18 protein-coding genes and 1 riboswitch are annotated in these 14,662 nt (G+C 48.5%); of the genes, 10 read left to right on the forward strand and 8 right to left on the reverse strand.

Translation table 11 applies throughout. The annotated features are described in order from the left end of the window. Positions 1 to 105: 105 nt before the first annotated feature. Together ACPV3A_RS20440 and ACPV3A_RS20445 are read right to left on the reverse strand one after the other, a co-directional pair. Positions 106 to 1,098: a LacI family DNA-binding transcriptional regulator gene (locus tag ACPV3A_RS20440; protein ID WP_194543360.1), complete on the reverse strand. Its 993-nt coding sequence runs from the start codon at positions 1,096 to 1,098 to the stop codon at positions 106 to 108. A gap of 297 nt (positions 1,099 to 1,395) precedes the next feature. Continuing rightward, complete coding sequence (locus tag ACPV3A_RS20445; RefSeq protein WP_426200855.1) at positions 1,396 to 2,244, reverse strand: bifunctional 5,10-methylenetetrahydrofolate dehydrogenase/5,10-methenyltetrahydrofolate cyclohydrolase; 849 nt, start codon at positions 2,242 to 2,244, stop codon at positions 1,396 to 1,398. Between the two features lie 64 nt (positions 2,245 to 2,308). Continuing rightward, a riboswitch (ZMP/ZTP riboswitch) is annotated at positions 2,309 to 2,388 on the reverse strand. Between the two features lie 158 nt (positions 2,389 to 2,546). Between ACPV3A_RS20445 and ACPV3A_RS20450 the strand changes: the two genes are divergently transcribed. The 3 genes from ACPV3A_RS20450 to ACPV3A_RS20460 all read left to right on the forward strand — a co-directional run bounded on the left by ACPV3A_RS20450 (position 2,547) and on the right by ACPV3A_RS20460 (position 5,663). After that, the gene (locus ACPV3A_RS20450) at positions 2,547 to 3,488 is read left to right on the forward strand and encodes a permease (RefSeq protein WP_426200857.1); all 942 of its coding nucleotides are present in this window, start codon (positions 2,547 to 2,549) and stop codon (positions 3,486 to 3,488) included. A 97-nt stretch (positions 3,489 to 3,585) separates the two neighbouring features. Next, on the forward strand, positions 3,586 to 4,560 hold the full coding sequence (locus ACPV3A_RS20455) for a TIGR03943 family putative permease subunit (protein ID WP_426200859.1): 975 nt from the start codon (positions 3,586 to 3,588) through the stop codon (positions 4,558 to 4,560). Then, the gene (locus tag ACPV3A_RS20460; protein WP_426200861.1) at positions 4,560 to 5,663 is read left to right on the forward strand and encodes a CobW family GTP-binding protein; all 1,104 of its coding nucleotides are present in this window, start codon (positions 4,560 to 4,562) and stop codon (positions 5,661 to 5,663) included. The genes ACPV3A_RS20455 and ACPV3A_RS20460 overlap by 1 nt, the downstream gene beginning before the upstream one ends. Before the next feature lie 79 nt (positions 5,664 to 5,742). Here the strand turns inward: ACPV3A_RS20460 and ACPV3A_RS20465 are convergent, their stop codons facing one another. Next, on the reverse strand, positions 5,743 to 5,994 hold the full coding sequence (locus ACPV3A_RS20465) for a YolD-like family protein (RefSeq protein WP_113061102.1): 252 nt from the start codon (positions 5,992 to 5,994) through the stop codon (positions 5,743 to 5,745). A gap of 254 nt (positions 5,995 to 6,248) precedes the next feature. On the opposite strand from ACPV3A_RS20465, the gene ACPV3A_RS20470 reads away from it, so the two are divergent. Genes ACPV3A_RS20470 through ACPV3A_RS20480 form a run of 3 tightly spaced genes read left to right on the forward strand, consistent with a single transcriptional unit; the run spans position 6,249 to position 7,623 of the window. Beyond that, a complete protein-coding gene (locus ACPV3A_RS20470) occupies positions 6,249 to 6,650 on the forward strand; it encodes a MarR family winged helix-turn-helix transcriptional regulator (RefSeq protein ID WP_426200904.1) in 402 nt (133 codons plus the stop codon). A 27-nt stretch (positions 6,651 to 6,677) separates the two neighbouring features. Further along, complete coding sequence (locus ACPV3A_RS20475; RefSeq protein ID WP_113061100.1) at positions 6,678 to 7,316, forward strand: nitroreductase family protein; 639 nt, start codon at positions 6,678 to 6,680, stop codon at positions 7,314 to 7,316. Between the two features lie 10 nt (positions 7,317 to 7,326). After that, on the forward strand, positions 7,327 to 7,623 hold the full coding sequence (locus ACPV3A_RS20480) for a putative quinol monooxygenase (RefSeq protein WP_339218094.1): 297 nt from the start codon (positions 7,327 to 7,329) through the stop codon (positions 7,621 to 7,623). Positions 7,624 to 7,819: 196 nt separating this feature from the next. Here the strand turns inward: ACPV3A_RS20480 and ACPV3A_RS20485 are convergent, their stop codons facing one another. After that, positions 7,820 to 9,028, reverse strand: coding sequence for a GTP-binding protein (locus ACPV3A_RS20485; protein WP_426200864.1), 1,209 nt, complete (start codon positions 9,026 to 9,028; stop codon positions 7,820 to 7,822). 331 nt (positions 9,029 to 9,359) lie between these two features. On the opposite strand from ACPV3A_RS20485, the gene ACPV3A_RS20490 reads away from it, so the two are divergent. The 3 genes from ACPV3A_RS20490 to ACPV3A_RS20500 are packed head-to-tail and all read left to right on the forward strand — an operon-like array spanning position 9,360 to position 10,580. After that, positions 9,360 to 9,698, forward strand: coding sequence for a DUF1801 domain-containing protein (locus ACPV3A_RS20490; protein WP_216532054.1), 339 nt, complete (start codon positions 9,360 to 9,362; stop codon positions 9,696 to 9,698). A gap of 24 nt (positions 9,699 to 9,722) precedes the next feature. After that, positions 9,723 to 10,040, forward strand: coding sequence for an ArsR/SmtB family transcription factor (locus ACPV3A_RS20495; protein ID WP_426200866.1), 318 nt, complete (start codon positions 9,723 to 9,725; stop codon positions 10,038 to 10,040). 33 nt (positions 10,041 to 10,073) lie between these two features. Further along, the gene (locus tag ACPV3A_RS20500; RefSeq protein ID WP_426200868.1) at positions 10,074 to 10,580 is read left to right on the forward strand and encodes an SRPBCC family protein; all 507 of its coding nucleotides are present in this window, start codon (positions 10,074 to 10,076) and stop codon (positions 10,578 to 10,580) included. A 144-nt stretch (positions 10,581 to 10,724) separates the two neighbouring features. Here ACPV3A_RS20500 and ACPV3A_RS20505 read toward each other — a convergent pair whose 3' ends face one another. The 3 genes from ACPV3A_RS20505 to hxlA form a co-directional block, all read right to left on the reverse strand. Continuing rightward, the gene (locus ACPV3A_RS20505; protein ID WP_194543371.1) at positions 10,725 to 11,144 is read right to left on the reverse strand and encodes a winged helix-turn-helix transcriptional regulator; all 420 of its coding nucleotides are present in this window, start codon (positions 11,142 to 11,144) and stop codon (positions 10,725 to 10,727) included. Positions 11,145 to 11,227: 83 nt separating this feature from the next. After that, positions 11,228 to 11,791, reverse strand: a complete 564-nt coding sequence (hxlB, locus tag ACPV3A_RS20510) for a 6-phospho-3-hexuloisomerase (protein WP_220684740.1) — start codon at positions 11,789 to 11,791, stop codon at positions 11,228 to 11,230. A gap of 6 nt (positions 11,792 to 11,797) precedes the next feature. Continuing rightward, positions 11,798 to 12,430, reverse strand: a complete 633-nt coding sequence (hxlA, locus tag ACPV3A_RS20515; protein WP_071220348.1) for a 3-hexulose-6-phosphate synthase — start codon at positions 12,428 to 12,430, stop codon at positions 11,798 to 11,800. Between the two features lie 392 nt (positions 12,431 to 12,822). Here hxlA and ACPV3A_RS20520 point away from each other — a divergent pair, with 392 nt between their 5' ends. Then, positions 12,823 to 13,368 carry an AAA family ATPase gene (locus ACPV3A_RS20520; protein ID WP_426200871.1) on the forward strand — a complete coding sequence of 182 codons (546 nt, stop codon included), beginning with the start codon at positions 12,823 to 12,825 and terminating at the stop codon, positions 13,366 to 13,368. 223 nt (positions 13,369 to 13,591) lie between these two features. On the opposite strand, the gene ACPV3A_RS20525 is transcribed toward ACPV3A_RS20520, so the two are convergent. Next, positions 13,592 to 14,617 carry an ABC transporter substrate-binding protein gene (locus ACPV3A_RS20525; protein WP_216532472.1) on the reverse strand — a complete coding sequence of 342 codons (1,026 nt, stop codon included), beginning with the start codon at positions 14,615 to 14,617 and terminating at the stop codon, positions 13,592 to 13,594. Positions 14,618 to 14,662: the final 45 nt, after the last annotated feature.

Consider the following 14,662-nt stretch of genomic DNA (forward strand, 5'->3'; position numbering starts at 1 on the left):
CTATGGTGGAACCGGTTCCAATCAGGAGTAAAAATAATGAACTCAGCTCCAATACCAGGCAAAAGCAGTATTGGAACCGGTTCCGTTATTTTCAGTATAAAATACCTATTTTAGATTGTCAACGCTTTCGCGATGAATCATATCGCAGCTCATAACCGTCAGGAAATCCACAGGCTCGTCGTTGACCAGCTTCATTATATGCTGTGCGGCGAGATGGCCCGCTTGGGAATATCCATATTTAACCGTTGTCAATCCAGGATGAATCACCTCGGTTACGTCGTATCCGCCAAATCCGGTAACGGAGAGTTCGTTCGGAATTTGAATGCCCTTCATATGAGCCGCTTTCATAACGCCTAACGCGATATTGTCAGTAGCGCAAACCACGGCAGTTGGCAGCGTTCGGTTCGACTCAAAAATGGACCATGCGGTCTTTACACCATCCGACATCTTAAATCCACTCTCATAGAGATCCGCTTTCGCCTCACTATCCTCGCTTACCGCTTTCAGAAACCCTTCCTTCCGCTGAACTCCGACAGCAACGTCTTGTTCCGTCACCCCGATATAGGCAATATGGCGATGTCCCTTGGACAGCACATACCGGCCCATGTCATAACCCGCGGCATAGTCGTTATAAATCATGCTGTGAACATCCTTATGCTGCTGTCCTAACAGGATGACAGGGATGCCGATCTCTTGAATCGCGGCAAGATGGGTATCCGTCACTTGAGTCGCAAATAAAATAATGCCAGATATTTTTTGCCTGGCGAGATCATACAGCGCTTCAATCTCCCTGGATAAGTCCTGGCTTGCATTGATAATAAGAAGCTGATAACCGTGTTTCCTTAATTCTTCATCCATGCCGGCAACGGTCTGCGATGCTGAGAATGAATCCAGACGCGGTACAATGGTGCCGATCATGCTGGTTTTCTTCGCTTTCAAGCTCTGTGCAAACGAATTCGGAATATAACCGGTTTCCTGAATGACCAGCTCAATTTTTTGGCGTGTTGCATTGCTGACGGAACCTCCGTTTAAGAAACGGGAGACCGTGCTTTTGGCAACCCCGGCTTTTTTGGCAATATCTGCAATCGTGTTCTTCATTCGGTGCTCCCGGGAGCCGCTTGCGGCGCTGCAACGAACAGATGGTCCTCCACAGCTCCTAGTTGGGCAGCACAATGGATCCTGTTTCGTTTGTGCATGAATCTCTCCCCTTCGTTTTCGCTTTTTCCTAACTATACCATGACGTCCAGGCATCCGTGAAATGGAGACTCCAAGCCTATTATGGCAGGAGCCATATCTTTTCCAAGCTCCAGAACTCTTATTAGGAATGAACCGATTCGAAGGGGATTTATTCATGGGCGCATCTTAATTCATATGCAAATGGTCTGTGGCTTTCCTTTAGTCTTGCACGGTTCGCTCGGCCGATTCGACGGTATGCTTCAGCAATGTAGCAATCGTAACGGGGCCGACACCTGCCGGTACCGGTGTAATCGCAGATGCCACCTTCGCGCAGGCTTCATAATCGCAGTCGCCGATATTCCCTTTATTGTAGCCGGCATCCAATACAACGGCACCCGGCTTAATCCAGCTCCCTTGAATGAAATTAGGTTTGCCTACGGCCGCAACCACGATATCCGCCTGGGACACAAGCTCCCCGAGGTTCCTCGTTCTCGAGTGGCAGATCGTAACGGTAGCATTGCGATTGAGCAGCATCATCGATACCGGCTTACCCAGAATCGGACTGCGTCCGACCACCACGGCATGCTTCCCTTCGATCGGCAGATCATAATAATCCATAATCGAAATAATCGCGGCAGGCGTACAAGACGGATAATCGGCAAAACCAAACGCATTTTGCGAGAAACCGAGCGTGGTTACTCCATCCACGTCTTTTTCAATGGCTATGGCATCAAAAGCCGCCCGTTCATCGATATGATGCGGCACCGGATGCTGCAGCAGAATACCGTGGACATTCGGATCCTCGTTCAGCTCTTGTATCGCGGCGATCAGCTCCTCAGTCGAGGTCGATGTCTCCAGCACCACTTTCTTGGATATGATGCCAAGCCGCTCGCAAGCATTTCCCTTCATCCGCACATAGGTCGCAGAAGCAGGATCATCGCCAACCAGAATCGTTGCCAGACAAGGCGTTATCCCGTGCTGCTTCAATTCCTGTACCTTCACCGCCAGCTTTGCCTTAATATCATCGGATACCTTTTTTCCATCCAAAATTACGGGTTCCTTACTCATGCTAATCCGCTCCTTCGCCATTGTATTAAAAACATAAAGAGGCAAGGCGACTGATCGTCTCCTTACCTCTTGCCCAGGCGTACGGCATATGATCCTATGTGCTCCCTCTTGGTACCCCAAGCTACGCCAGTAACACACAGATAACTTTTTTTTAAATATACCACGACTTTGCACTTCGCGCTACCGATCATGAAGTTGACATATTAAATCGTAATCTTTTTGATTAATTTACAAGAATCTAGTATGTTGCCGATGGTACAAGCATAGAATGTCCTAAGAACAATTCGCTCCAGGAGGCCTGAATGAAATATCCGGTAATCTTCAAAATGCTGCCCTTCATGATTCCGCTTGTCTTCGTGATACCGGTCTTGACGATATGGCTGCAGAACGATTCAAGTCTAATATCAAGCCGTGATATACAGCAGGTAAAAACGGTTTTTACGGGCATTTTCCTTGAGGCGCTTCCTTTTGTGCTGCTTGGAGTGCTGCTGTCGTCCCTTCTTCAGCTGTTCGTTAAAGAACAGTGGGTGCGTCGGATCACGCCCAAAAATCCGGTCATCGGCGTCCTGTTCGCTTCCATGCTGGGGATCGTGTTTCCCATCTGTGAATGCGGGATGATCCCGGTCGTTCGAAGGCTGATGCTCAAGGGGATGCCTGCCTACATCGCTGTAACCTTTATTCTCAGCGGACCTATCCTGAACCCCATTGTGTTCGCTGCAACGACCATGGCCTTCCATTCGCATCCCGAAGTGACGATCGGCCGGATGGGACTGGCTTTTGCAGTCGCGGTAACGGTAGGTTTGCTTGTCTATGTTTTTTCAAGGAACAACCCGCTCAAGCGTTCCTTACAAGAGTTTTCCGAACAAGATTCCGCCGTTGGTGAACGCAAGCTGCACGAGCATCCCAAAACCTGGAGAAGCCTGTTTGTCCACGCCGGAGACGAATTGCTCGAAATGGGCAAATACCTGGTTCTTGGCGCATTCCTGACAGCCTGCATCCAATCCTTCATTCCTAGAGAAGAGCTGCTGGCATTGGGGAACGGTCCCACCGCATCTTACCTGTTCATGATGGGGTCCGTAGGTCCGCTCGTATCCTTCCTCGTGCTCGGCCCGATGCTGGATTTCAAAAGCTTGCTCATGCTGTCGACTACCTTTAAGACCAAATTCGTGATCGGTTTAAGCCTGCTGGTGATGACGCTTGTCTTCATCGGCTCTGTAGCCGTCAACGCTCTTTTGGGTGGATAGCTGCCTAAGGATGAAAGATTGACGAAAAACCAAACGAGATTACCGGGACCGTTTAGGATCAACAGGTATCCGCTTGAGATTGGAGGTGATTGGGAGGATGAAGTCCAGTTTGAGGATACGGATTCACTATACGCTCCGGTCGCTGCTTGTTGCGGCTCTCGCCGCTTATATCATGCATCTGAATGCTTCAGATTCGCTCGAGTATTACCTTGCGCCTCATATGCAGACCCTGCTGCTTCTCTGCCCGGTTCCGTTGTTGTTCATTGCATTCGGGATGATGTGGCATTCCCTTGCGGGCGATTCCGGAGAGGTGTGTGATTGCGAGCGTCCCCTGCCTACCGGCCTTGTCAAAAACGTAACGGTATACGGGTTATTCACGGTGCCGCTGCTGTTTGGCCTGCTCCTGCCGGACCAAGCCCTGGGCAGCGATATGGCAGCCAAAAAAGGAATGATCTACACCTATCCGAATCCCGATGTACGGCGTAAAACCGATGACCGCAACACGTCCGCCTTTTTAGGCACGGATAAGCAATTACCCGGCATGGATCAAGGAGCAGAAGAAAATATTGCTCTGAACGAACGATTCGTTGCCAAGGACATCTATAGTGTGGAGTTTGCAGAGCTTGCCAAGCGCTTATATACGCTGCCCGTCATTAAGGTGGAACCGGACATTTTCTCGGAAACCGTCGGGGCCATGGATATGTACAAAGAGCATTTTCAAGGAAAAACCATCTCGGTGCAAGGTTTCGTCTTCCGCGACGGACAGATGAATGAGGATACCTTTGCCGTCAGCCGATTCCTCGTGATGTGCTGCACGGCAGACGCCGTACCGTTCGGGGTTCTTGTGCGCGGCACGAATGCTGCGTCGTTCGCTGATGATACGTGGGTCCAGATTGATGGCACGATCCAGGTCGCCACCTTGAAAGGTAAAGAGACTCTGCAAATTCAAGCGGAGCAGATTCAGCCGATCGAGCAGCCGGCATCCCCTTACATTTTCACGAATCCGGACTCCGTCGCGGAGTTTGACGAGCTGTATTCGAATGATAACGAGACCAAGGAGGAGATCAATTAATGAACAAGATACCCGTTGTATTGATTAGCGGATTTTTGGGAAGCGGCAAAACCACGCTGCTGCTCAGACTGCTGGAATATGCCGCCAAGCGGCAGTGGAGAACCGCCGTGCTTATGAATGAGATGGGCGAACAAGATGTGGATGGCGATACGGTTTCCGGCCAAATCCCCGATCTTCCGATTGAGAAGCTGCTCGACGGATGCATCTGCTGCACCAGGCGAGACGAGCTGGGTCAAGCATTACAAACCCTGTTAGATCAGAAGCCGGATCTCATATTCATCGAAACGACCGGCGTGGCGAATCCTGAACAGATTCTTGAGGATCTGCAGGATCCGTCCCTGGCTGATCGAATCTCAATCCAGCGCAAAATTGCCTTGGCCGACTGCAGCAAATTTCTCGAGTACAACAGCTTCTTTGCATCCAGTCGTGAGCTGGTGCGTACCCTGCGGGGACAAATCAGCTTCGCGGATATGATCATCCTTAATAAGGCGGGGGACTGCGACGATAAACAGATCAACAAAGTCATGACCTCCATTAGAAAAATAAACACGACGGCAAGTCTGTCCGTAACCGACTATAGCCGTTTGGATGAGAATGAAGTGTTTTCGACGCTTCAGCATCAGCTTGAGCCCTCTAATGACCCGAGCCATTCGTTTCCAACATCGCAATGGAAGCCAGAAGATCTTGCGGATCGTACGCAAGACAAAGCGTTGACTGATGATCACAGCAAGCATGCGCACCACCAGCCAGAGAGATCTGCCAATGACCATCATAGCCATCTGCACGGAGAAGAGTCCGGACACAGCAGCACATCCTTCACGGGCATGGATACCTTGACCTTATCTGCTCCATCCCCCTTCCCGCTTCAGTTGAGCGTGATCGAAACTTTTCTCTCTGCACTTGGCCCCAGCCTGATTCGGGCAAAAGGTTACATCCATCTCTCGACGGGTCCCTCTCTAGTTCAGTGGGCGGGTTCAGAGCTTGAATGTAAGCCAAGCACGCTGCAGCTGAAACGCGGATATCTTACGCTGATTGGCCATCGTCTGGATAAAAATCGCATGGTTCAGGAGTGGGAAGGCTTGCTCAGTGGCGTGGTGCAATGACAGCTGGATGGATGGTTAGATAGACGGAGATATAGAAAAGGAGATCCTCGCAGGATCTCCTTTTTCGATATCATTCTGATTAGTCCCTGGGATAATTCACTTCCATAATGTCCATAAAAGGAACCTTCGTAATGACGCCATTCTCTTTCATGTGCACCTTCCCTGTGCGGGAGTCCATTTGATCGATTTGTCCGCGGACTGCCTCTTCCCATCCCCAGACTGTCAGTACGATGACCGATTCCTCCTGGTAAGCTTCCGTAAGCTGATTTCCGAGCTCTTCCAGTACAAACTCATCTCTAGTGGGTCTCTTTGGAACTTTTGCTTTTGCCATAACCTTGTCCTCCTGATTTATGTTGTTCATGCATTAGCATTACATTCTCCATGAAAACAAATCTTTCCTCAAACCTATGAATTAGGAATCTACTTCCTATTATACATGAAATCCGATTCAGTTTTTTATGCAAAAGACTTGATTTTCAGAAAACAAAGGTATATGATTGACCCATCAAACATTGATGAGTCAATGAATTAAAGGGGGTCTTTATAATCGCTACGTGCCATACGGAAGACCTGCTGTACTTGCTGATGCATTTAAACAAGCATATTTCGACCCGGTTTGAACGATGTGCTGGAGTTAGTCCCAATCGGCTCGAACTCCTATGCAAACTGACGGGGGGCCAAATTAGCCAATCGGATTTGCAGAAGGCAGTGTCTATTGATCCAGCTGCGGTGACCCGTCATGTTCAGCAGTTGGAAGCGGAAGGAATACTTCTCCGAACCAGATGTGAGAATGACAACCGGATTACGTTGGTTCAGCTAACCGAAGTGGGCAAAAGTAAAGTAGCAGCGTTTAAGGCAGAGAAAGATCGCTTTATGGAGGAACTGCAGGCAGACCTTACGGAATCAGAACGACTTGCGTTTGTTCAAACTCTACAGAAGCTGAACAGCCAGATTCAACAAATGAAAGAACCAAGTAAGACCAATTAACTTATAGAGATTAAAGGAGAGAATATCATGACTGTAACTTCCCTAAACAATAATTATAAAGAAATTATTACTTCCCGTCGCTCTGTGCGGGTATACGACCCATCGGTCAAAATCAGCCGTGAAGAAATGACTGAAATTTTGGAAGAAGCGACTTTGGCTCCGTCATCCGTTAATCTTCAGCCTTGGAGATTTCTTGTCGTTGATAGCCCAGAAGGTAAAGCGACGCTTGAAGAGCTTGCACCAGGGAACAAAACGCAAGTTTCAACTTCTTCCGCAGTCATTGCTGTATTTGGAGATATGAACGCATTCGACAATGCAGATGAAATTATGGGTAGCGCTGTGGAACGCGGTTATCTGCCACAAGAGATTAAAGATCAAATGATGGCAAACTATACCGACCTCTTCGGACGTATTCCGGCACAGTCTTTCCGTGAAATGATCCTTATAGATAGCGGCTTGGTTTCCATGCAGCTCATGCTTTCTGCTCGTGCCCGTGGTTATGACACGAACCCCATTGGCGGATACGACAAATCCCGGATTGCAGAGGCATTTGGTATGGAGAAAGAACGTTATGTGCCGGTAATGCTCATCTCTGTAGGTAAAGCTGCCAAAGAAGCGCGTTTGACGACCCGTCTTCCTATTGATCGAATTGCAGAGTGGAAGTGAGGTCATAGCGATGATTATTATTCATGCAGAAATGAAAGTAAACCGTGAACTAGAGGCAGAATTTCTGGAATCCGTAAAAGAACTTATCGAGGCATCCCGCGCGGAACAAGGAAATGAATCGTATAAGCTGCTTAAAGATACGGAGCAGGATAACACGTATCTCATGGTTGAACAGTGGAAAGACCAGGAGGCTGTGGGGCTCCACAATGCGAGCAGCCATTTTCAGGCATTTGTAGCTAAAGCTCCAAAATACCTGACAGCTCCGCTAAATGTCCAAGCATATGCTGGCCAACCGATAAACAAATAATGAACAGACTGCAGTCACGTTTTAAAAGCCAACTCGTTCAGACGAGTTTGGCTTTTTTTATTAAATGGATATATCCCTATTTTCTTCGGATTCTATCTTATAAACTCTCCCATAAAAAAGTTCCCTTTAAGTAAACTGTATCGTCTGTAGCGTCTTCTTCTGCACAGTCTACTCAAAGGGGAACATATCCTAAACCTTACAGCGATAGCTCTTCGATAGCCATCCATGGCAGCGGATTGTTAAAGGTCGACCAATCCAGCTGCATTTCCTGATCAGTCAACAAACATTCATCCAGCTTCCGCTCGATTCGTGACTGCTCCATCCGTATCCCAATCATCACAAGCTCGGTCATCCGATCTCCCCAGACGCCATCCCATTTTCGCTGCACATCCGGCTCACTCTGAAGCAGCTCCTGCTGCTCCTGCTCGGTTAAAGCAGCCACCCAATAACCTGCAGGCCCAAACTGAATGGAAGGACCCGCCTGACTTAGACTTGCCGCAACATCCTCACGCACAGCCAGCCAAGCAATCCCTTTCGCGCGTACGATCTCTTCCGGCCAATCACTCATGAAATCAGCCAGCCGCTCCGGATGGAACGGTCTTCTTCTCCGATAAACAAAAGAGCTGATGCCGTATTCATCCGTTTCCGGCACATGCTCTTCCTTCTGAAGCTCCTGAATCCAGCCGGGGGACTGACTGGCTTTTTCAAAATCGAATAAACCGGTATTCAGAATTTCCGCAGGGGCGACTTGTCCCTTCTCAGTACGTATGATTTTTGCGCTGGGCTGAAGCTTACGAAGTATGCCTTCCACCTTGGCCAATTCGTCTTCGCTCACCAAATCGCATTTGTTTAATAGGAGTACATCACACATTTCAATCTGGTCAATCAACAGATCCACGACTTCCCGTGTATCCTCTTCGCCCAGCGCTTCCTTCCGATCGAGCAGGCTTTGACCCGAAGAGAAGTCTTTCCAAAAACGGTTTGCATCCACAACCGTCACCATACAATCCAGCCGGGCTAGGTCGGACAACTGGACGCCGGACACCTCATCCGGATAGACAAAGGTCTGCGCAACGGGCACGGGCTCGCTAATACCCGTCGATTCAATGAGAATATAATCAAACCGGTTCTCCTGTACCAGCTTCTGAACTTCCTGTACCAGATCTTCCCGGAGCGTGCAGCAGATACAGCCGTTAGACATTTCAACCAGCTTCTCATCCGTTCGGGACAGGCTTCCTTCCCCTCGAACCAAATCCGCATCAATATTCACTTCGCTCATGTCATTTACAATGACCGCAACCTTCAATCCATCACGATTATGAAGCACATGATTTAGGACCGTCGTCTTGCCTGATCCGAGGTACCCGCTGAGCACTGTGACAGGAATCCTATTGTTACTATTCATCTATCGAACTTCCTCCATTCCTTAATCGTAATAATTACGATTTATACGGTATGATATTATATCTCCTCACTTAAATTGTCAATCCTTCGATTCAAAAATATCTGATAAGCCATAATAATCCCCCAGCATTCATTTACCGGAGTTTCTCTTATGATCTAAGGGTCACAGCGAATTCATTCTACTGGTGCAGCATGGGATTAAGCTTCAACCTACCTTGTTATACGCAGTTTCGAATGCCGTATCTCATAAATATCCATTTACAGGAATATTCCCATGGTGGTATATTGTAATCAATCGTTGGTTAATCTTTACACATAAGGAGGGATGCGATATGAGCCAAGAAGTAATTTCGTTCATCGAAAACCTTAGTCTGCCTTGGCAAGTAGAAGTCAGCAAAAAGCTTCGACTTATGGTCCTTGAAGCCATTCCGGAGGTAGAAGAACGGATTCAGTACAAAAAACCGCATTTTCTAAAAAACGGACATTATGCAGCCGTGATTTCGCCATCCAAAGATGCAATTGCCTTTATGATCATGAACACAACAAATCTAGACGTCCCGAAACATTTCGAAGGTCCGCCCGAACGGAAATGGCTTAAAATTCGAAAAGATGATACTCCGGACTTTGATCTGCTAGCCGATCTATTAGTTCAAGCATCAAGTTCGTTGTAGTAACAAGATCGGGGGTAGGGTCATATGAAACAGACAACGTTGAACGCACTAGCCGAACCTAACCGATTACAGATTGTCGAACTGTTACGAGAAGGTCCTTTAACCGTTAATGAGATTGCTGAACGTCTTCATATCCGGCAACCCCAGACTTCCAAACATTTAAAGATACTGCATGAAGCAGGACTGGTCGAAGTTCAGGCGGAGGCTAATCGACGAATCTATAGACTACGATCTGAACCGCTTCAAGAAATGGACGAATGGTTGGATTCGTTCCGGGGTATTTGGGAAAAGCGCTTTGATCAGCTTGAGGATTATTTGGAAAAATTACAAAAGAAAAGGTAGCAGCCGCTACCCTTCTTTTTAGGAGGAATTCAAATGACCGAGCAAAGCAAACAAGGTTTACTTCTGTCACGTGTATTCAATGCCCCCAGGGAACTGGTTTTTAAAGTTTGGACCGACCCTGAACACTTCGGCAAATGGTGGGGACCTCAAGGATACTCCTTAGAAGTTATCACAATGGATGTACGTCCTGGTGGCATGTTCTTAGGTTGTCAGAAGTCTCCGGATGGAAACCAAGCCATGTGGGGAAAATTTGTATATCAAGAAGTTATCGTTCCTGAGAAACTGGTATTCATTCAATCATTCTCTGATGAGGAAGGCAACACTATACGTGCACCTTTTAACGCAAACTGGCCGCTTGAAATTATGAATATCATCACACTTGAAGAAATCGATGGAAAAACCACGCTTACCATGCAGGGAGGCCCTGTCAACGCAACTGCAGAAGAACAAGCAGCATTTGATGGAATGGCTCCGATGGTGAAACAAGGATTTGGCGGAACTTTTGATCAACTCGCGCAATACCTTGAAAGCCAGCAATAATTACATGAATCAAGGAAGCGCAAACCAGCGGCGGCGAACCTATTGGCTCGCCGTTTTTTTAATGCTTTAGAACTCAGCACCTTCTTACTCGAATAAACCCTGCCCGATCGCCTTGCTAATGCATTCTCCTGCATGTTCGAGAAATTACAGCTTCTGTGCGACTGGTTGCTCCGCTGCCTGTCCATCGTCTTTATGCTCAGGCAGCTCGCCGTCTTTCCAGACGACCTGTTCGCCGTAATCTTTTCCCCAATCGTACATCAGCTTCAAGATCGGCATTAGGCTCTCCCCGTAAGGCGTGAGCGAATATTCGACTCGAGGTGGAACCTCGGGGTAAACCACACGATGAACGAGCTGATCCTCCTCCAATTCCCGGAGCTGGTTGGTCAGCATTTTTTGCGTGATATGAGGAATCATTCGATTCAGCTCACCGAAGCGCTTTACGCCCTCTAAACCAAGATGCCATAGGATGATCAGCTTCCATTTGCCGCCGATGACCGCCAGGGTTAACTCCTTATGGCAGTTTATTTCCTTCAGATTGATTCGCTGTTTGACTTCACTTGCCATAATGCATCACCCCTTCTTCCCTACAGTATACAACGGTCGCGGTTATATCATCAAAGCGGCAACTTTACCCACACCTTGACCTCTTATTCCAAATTGGCGTGCAGCCCAAACATATTTTCCGAGTGAAGTTCCTTCATCTCCATCAATCTCAAGATAACGGCATCCAAGGCGATCAGCATCGTTTGCTCAAATAAAGAGGCCATCGGTTGAACGGTGACAAGAGATCCTTGATTCTGCTCCTTCGTTGTGCCCGGTAGCCGAACGATCGCATCCGAAAGCTTACCGATACGTGATTCGGGATTCACCGTGACCACCGCTACGGCAGAGCCTATACCCTTGGCCTTCTGAGCCATAGACACCAAGCTCTGCGTTTCGCCGGAGCCTGAACCGATAAGTAGCATATCCCGCGCGCCGATGGCCGGAGTTACCGTATCGCCCACGACATGAACCTTATACCCCATCTGCATTAATCGCATGGCAAAAGCTCGGATCATTAGACCGGATCTGCCGCCCCCCGCTAAGAAAATGGCATCGGATTGCACGATCCGTGTAATCAATTCCTCAATCTGATCAGCATTGATCTGCTGCACGGATGCTGATATCTCCTTGGCAATGTCCGCTGCATGTTGAAATATCTTTTGACTCATCGTAACTTAGACCTGCTTAACAAGCTGGTTCATCTGGGCCGCAACCGCTTTTTTATCGGATTGACCTGTGATTCCCCCTCCGACAATCACGAGATCAGGATTCGCTTGGATCACCTCAGGGAGCGTCTCCATTTTGATTCCTCCCGCAACCGCCGTCTTGGCGTGCTTCACGACACGTTTGATCGCAGCCAATTCCTCGAATGAATTCTTGCCTTCCGCTTGGTGGTCGTAGCCGGAATGAACGCAAATGTAATCCACGCCCAAAGCGTCAATCTCCACTGCTCTACTCTCAATGTCCTTCACATTGATCATATCGACCATCACTTGCTTACCTTGCTTGAGGGCTTCCGCTACCGCGCCTTTGATCGTAGCATCGTCGGATACACCTAACACCGTAATAATGTCCGCGCCGGCTTCGGATGCCTTCGCCACTTCATAACCGCCCGCATCCATAATTTTCAGATCGGCCAGCACACGCAGCTGCGGGAAAGCCTCTTTAATTGCTTTTACGGCATGAAGTCCTTCGTTAATGACAACCGGTGTTCCGATCTCCACGATGTCGATAAACTCGGCTACCTCAGCCACCACTTGTTTTGCTTCAGGAATATTTACTAAATCCAATGCCAATTGAAGTTCCATATTGTTATTCTCTCCTTATGAACGTATTGGTTAATGACTACGCCCATTGTAGAGCAGATAGTTTACTTTCCGGAAGTACGTACTTAGAAGTGAGATACTTACGTGGAAGTAAGTAATACGGCGGGACAAGGGTTTATGGGCTCCGTTTAATTAGCAATGCATACTGCTCCAAGACGCTGGTAAAAAACAATTAAGCCCATTTATTCACTTTTCGGCTCGCATTCGGCTGTGGTTTAATATAGTTGTCAGGCCGGACAAAATGATCGGAAAGGAGGCTGAACGAATTGATTCAGAATATGGAGGTGGCATCCGCATAAGCGGGTGTCACGTTTAGGGGAGCCCGTTATAGGGCTCCCTTTCATTTACAATCCGATAGCATTGGAGAAATGATTATGTCACATTCATCTGAACCAGCCGTTATTATTGTCACTGGTGTCATGGCTTCCGGTAAATCGACGGTAGCCCAGCTGCTGGCCGCGAAATTTGAACGCGGAGTCCACTTGAGGGGAGACGCGTTTCGGAGAATGATTATCAAGGGCAGGGAAGAAATGCTTCCGGATGCTTCAGACGAAGCAAAACGGCAGCTTGCCCTGCGCTACAGATTATCGGCCTCCTCTGCCAGAACCTATGTTGAAGCGGGTTTTCATGTCGTCCTCCAGGACGTCATTCTCGGCCCCGCGCTGCTGCAAATAACCGAAATGCTAAACGGCCTTCCCGTTTACGTCGTTGTGCTGAACCCATCTGAGAATGCCATCAGCGCACGCGAGCAGATTCGTAACAAAAAAGGCTACGGGGTATGGACCATCCATGAGCTGAACCGGCGTTTGAACGACGAAACGCCGAGAATCGGCATGTGGCTGGATACCTCCGATTTATCTCCGGAAGAGACCGCCCAAGAGATTTGGAAGCGGATATGGAACGAGGGGCAGATCCGCTAACATAAACCCGGTATCATTCATGACAAGAATTCCTGGTAAAAAACAATTATGCCTGTTTATTCACTTTAGTCCTGCAGCCGGCCGTGGTTTAATATAGATGTCCGGCTGGACCAAATGATCGGAAAGGAGGCTGAACGAATTGATTCAGAATATGGAGGTGACATCTGCGTAAGCGGATGTCACGTTAAGGGGAGCCCTCTATAGGGCTCCCCTTCATTTCATTTTACTCATAGATCACAGCTTTGATCTCGTCGCTATCGATATTATTTTTGTCATACCAGTAAAATCCCGTATCGATCTGCGGTTCAACCTTCTCCCCTTTGATGGCCGCCACGGCGGCTTTTACCGTCTCATATCCGATGCCGACCGGATTCTGCGTGATGGCTCCTGCCATCGTTCCATTCTTGATTGCGTCAATCTGCGCTTTTCCGGAATCGAACCCGACCACGATAATCTGACCTTCCTTCTTCATCTCCGTTACCGCATTAATGACCCCGACGGCCGAACCCTCATTCGCCCCGAATATCCCTTTCAAATCCGGATGCGCCTGCATCATCGCTTTGGCCAAGTCCGTCGACTTCAAGTGATCCCCGCCTCCGTACTGGATGTCAACGATTTCGATATTCGGGTACTTCTCTTCGATCTGCTTCTTGAAGCCGTCACGACGGCTAACCCCGGTCACGCTGGTCTGGTCATGGACCACCATGGCGATTTTGCCTTCATTCCCGATGAGCTCAGCCATTTTATCCGCCGCAAGCGCGGATGCAGCCATATTGTCCGTCGATGCCGTCGTTACCGGAATGTCGCTTTCCACGCCCGAATCGAAGGCGATGATCGGAATGTTGTTTTCCTGGGCTTTTTTCAGATAAGGAATGGAGGCCTGGCTATCCAGTGCAGCAAAACCGATCGCGCTTGGTTTCTTATCGAGTGCTGCTTGCAGCATTTCGATCTGCTTATCCACCTGGGATTCCGTCTCTGGTCCTTCAAAGGTAATCTTTACGCCAAGCTCTTCCCCTGCCTGCTCGGCACCGGTTTTTACCGCCTGCCAGAACTGATGCTGAAAGCCTTTGGAAATGATCGGAATATAGATTTCCCCTTCGGCAGCCGAACCGGAGCCTGAGCCGGATCCGCCCTCGCTTGGACTGTCGGTTCCTGAAGCGCTCTTGCCCGATGAACCGCAAGCCGCCAGCATGCTTGCAGTCAGCATGAGAATCAGAGCCAATACGGAAAGCTTTTTCATAATCTCCATCTCCCCTTGTTTATCAAAATAGTACATCTATAGAACTTCCATCCA

The sequence above is a fragment of the Paenibacillus sp. Dod16 genome (assembly GCF_049893405.1).
Taxonomy (GTDB): domain Bacteria; phylum Bacillota; class Bacilli; order Paenibacillales; family Paenibacillaceae; genus Paenibacillus_AQ.

Coding starts and splice junctions, on each gene's coding strand:
- ACPV3A_RS20445 (WP_426200855.1), bottom strand. CDS start 2,244: ATGAGTAAGGAACCCGTAATTTTGGATGGAAAAAAGGTATCCGATGAT.
- hxlA (WP_071220348.1), bottom strand. CDS start 12,430: ATGGAACTTCAATTGGCATTGGATTTAGTAAATATTCCTGAAGCAAAA.
- ACPV3A_RS20440 (WP_194543360.1), bottom strand. CDS start 1,098: ATGAAGAACACGATTGCAGATATTGCCAAAAAAGCCGGGGTTGCCAAA.
- ACPV3A_RS20490 (WP_216532054.1), top strand. CDS start 9,360: ATGAGCCAAGAAGTAATTTCGTTCATCGAAAACCTTAGTCTGCCTTGG.
- ACPV3A_RS20495 (WP_426200866.1), top strand. CDS start 9,723: ATGAAACAGACAACGTTGAACGCACTAGCCGAACCTAACCGATTACAG.
- ACPV3A_RS20525 (WP_216532472.1), bottom strand. CDS start 14,617: ATGGAGATTATGAAAAAGCTTTCCGTATTGGCTCTGATTCTCATGCTG.
- ACPV3A_RS20475 (WP_113061100.1), top strand. CDS start 6,678: ATGACTGTAACTTCCCTAAACAATAATTATAAAGAAATTATTACTTCC.
- ACPV3A_RS20455 (WP_426200859.1), top strand. CDS start 3,586: ATGAAGTCCAGTTTGAGGATACGGATTCACTATACGCTCCGGTCGCTG.
- ACPV3A_RS20500 (WP_426200868.1), top strand. CDS start 10,074: ATGACCGAGCAAAGCAAACAAGGTTTACTTCTGTCACGTGTATTCAAT.
- ACPV3A_RS20465 (WP_113061102.1), bottom strand. CDS start 5,994: ATGGCAAAAGCAAAAGTTCCAAAGAGACCCACTAGAGATGAGTTTGTA.
- ACPV3A_RS20460 (WP_426200861.1), top strand. CDS start 4,560: ATGAACAAGATACCCGTTGTATTGATTAGCGGATTTTTGGGAAGCGGC.
- ACPV3A_RS20470 (WP_426200904.1), top strand. CDS start 6,249: ATGCATTTAAACAAGCATATTTCGACCCGGTTTGAACGATGTGCTGGA.
- hxlB (WP_220684740.1), bottom strand. CDS start 11,791: ATGAGTCAAAAGATATTTCAACATGCAGCGGACATTGCCAAGGAGATA.
- ACPV3A_RS20520 (WP_426200871.1), top strand. CDS start 12,823: ATGTCACATTCATCTGAACCAGCCGTTATTATTGTCACTGGTGTCATG.
- ACPV3A_RS20450 (WP_426200857.1), top strand. CDS start 2,547: ATGAAATATCCGGTAATCTTCAAAATGCTGCCCTTCATGATTCCGCTT.
- ACPV3A_RS20480 (WP_339218094.1), top strand. CDS start 7,327: ATGATTATTATTCATGCAGAAATGAAAGTAAACCGTGAACTAGAGGCA.
- ACPV3A_RS20485 (WP_426200864.1), bottom strand. CDS start 9,028: ATGAATAGTAACAATAGGATTCCTGTCACAGTGCTCAGCGGGTACCTC.
- ACPV3A_RS20505 (WP_194543371.1), bottom strand. CDS start 11,144: ATGGCAAGTGAAGTCAAACAGCGAATCAATCTGAAGGAAATAAACTGC.